Source organism: Pseudoalteromonas sp. GW168-MNA-CIBAN-0100, from assembly GCF_040309225.1.
Classification (GTDB): Bacteria; Pseudomonadota; Gammaproteobacteria; order Enterobacterales; family Alteromonadaceae; genus Pseudoalteromonas; species Pseudoalteromonas arctica.
On the sequence record NZ_JBEOOL010000062.1, the window covers coordinates 1 to 1,410 of the forward strand.

General features: G+C 33.9%; 1 protein-coding gene. It reads right to left on the reverse strand.

The features are described 5' to 3' along the window. Positions 1-41: 41 nt before the first annotated feature. Complete coding sequence (locus tag AAEY62_RS19965) at positions 42-1,313, reverse strand: IS4 family transposase (protein WP_024590080.1); 1,272 nt, start codon at positions 1,311-1,313, stop codon at positions 42-44. Positions 1,314-1,410: the final 97 nt, after the last annotated feature.

Sequence of the window (1,410 nt, forward strand, 5' to 3'; positions counted from 1 at the left end):
ATGTCATAGGTAGGTACTTAAGAAAAACATTAAGTACAGCCTTAAAAATTTGGCTCTACCCCATACTGAAATACTCCTGTTTTTCGATCGCGTTTGGGGTGTGCCCTAGCAGCATTTTTCCTCAGAAAGTCAAATGCTCCATTAACTGCATTTAACAATCCTTTCCTATGCTTCCTAATAATCGCTGTTAATATGCCAATCCACCAAACACCCGTTGTTTTTGCTACTGTCATTGTAGACATTTCAGTTTTGAATATCTTTTCAATACAGCCAGTTAAAAACCTTTTAAGCGTGGTTACTATTAAACTTACATAAATTAGCGCCTCTTGTAAGGTTGCGTTTGATGTTTGAAAGCCGCGTAAATTATTATAAGACTTACACTCCTTAAAAAGTAATTCAACCTGCCAGCGTAACCTATATAATTTGCCTATTTCAGTCGCTGTAAATTCATCAATAGATAAATTAGTGACTAAAAATGTATATTGTTTTTCTTTTTTTGACCAATACCCAACGACTCTTGTTAGCTTGTTTTTTATGCTAACATTCATATCAATAAGATCATTTTTAGGTAATTCGGGGAGCAATTCACATAACTTTGGGGAATGACTTCCTGTTAATTCCTGTCCATTTTGCTTAAAAGCATTATGTACTCTGACTGCTTTTAACCCCTTAGCTCTTAATACGTAAAATCCTCCTGCTTTATCTAATTCATGAATATAACTACCTGAATAATACCCTCTATCAGCAAGTAACAACTGTCCTTTCAACTCTTTAAATGTTGGAAGTTCTTCACGTTCAGAATAACTGTCTGGTGTTATACCTGCTTTTTCAAAGCAACCTTGCGTTAAATTTAAAGTAGCATGCAATTCAATCGCTGCTGGACACGTATTTGAAAATCGCCCAGGAAAAACATCTTTTAAAGAACGATGAAGCATAATAGAGCTACCGTCCTGAATTAAAATATTCTCAAACTTGAACAAATCTTTTTTCGTGTACTTAAGCGCATCATTTATCCAACAATTAAAAACTCTATTTGTTACCTCTCGCATTAGTTCAGCTAGTTCAGGTTTAACTAACTGGTTATGAAAAGGCTTATACTTAATAGACTGCCCTGTTAGCTGATTATAAACTCTTAATATTTCGGATAAATAGATCGTTTTTTTATCCCCAAGCGCAGCAACAAGACTAACAACCATATGAAATGCGGTAATATTTCTTTCTCTTTTAGTAAATGCTACTTGTTTACCAAGTCGGTTCAGTTTTTTTTCACTTAGGATACTTTTTAACTTATTAATAAAAATGTTAGCATTCATTTGAAGCTCTTTTCTTGATTCTGTGGTTTGTGTGGTAACAACCATTTGATCATGAATTGAGCTTCAACTCAATTTCTTAAGATCTTACCTATGACAT

Bases quoted from the DNA above. Each gene is read 5' to 3' on its own strand.
- AAEY62_RS19965 (WP_024590080.1), bottom strand. From the start codon at position 1,313: ATGAATGCTAACATTTTTATTAATAAGTTAAAAAGTATCCTAAGTGAA.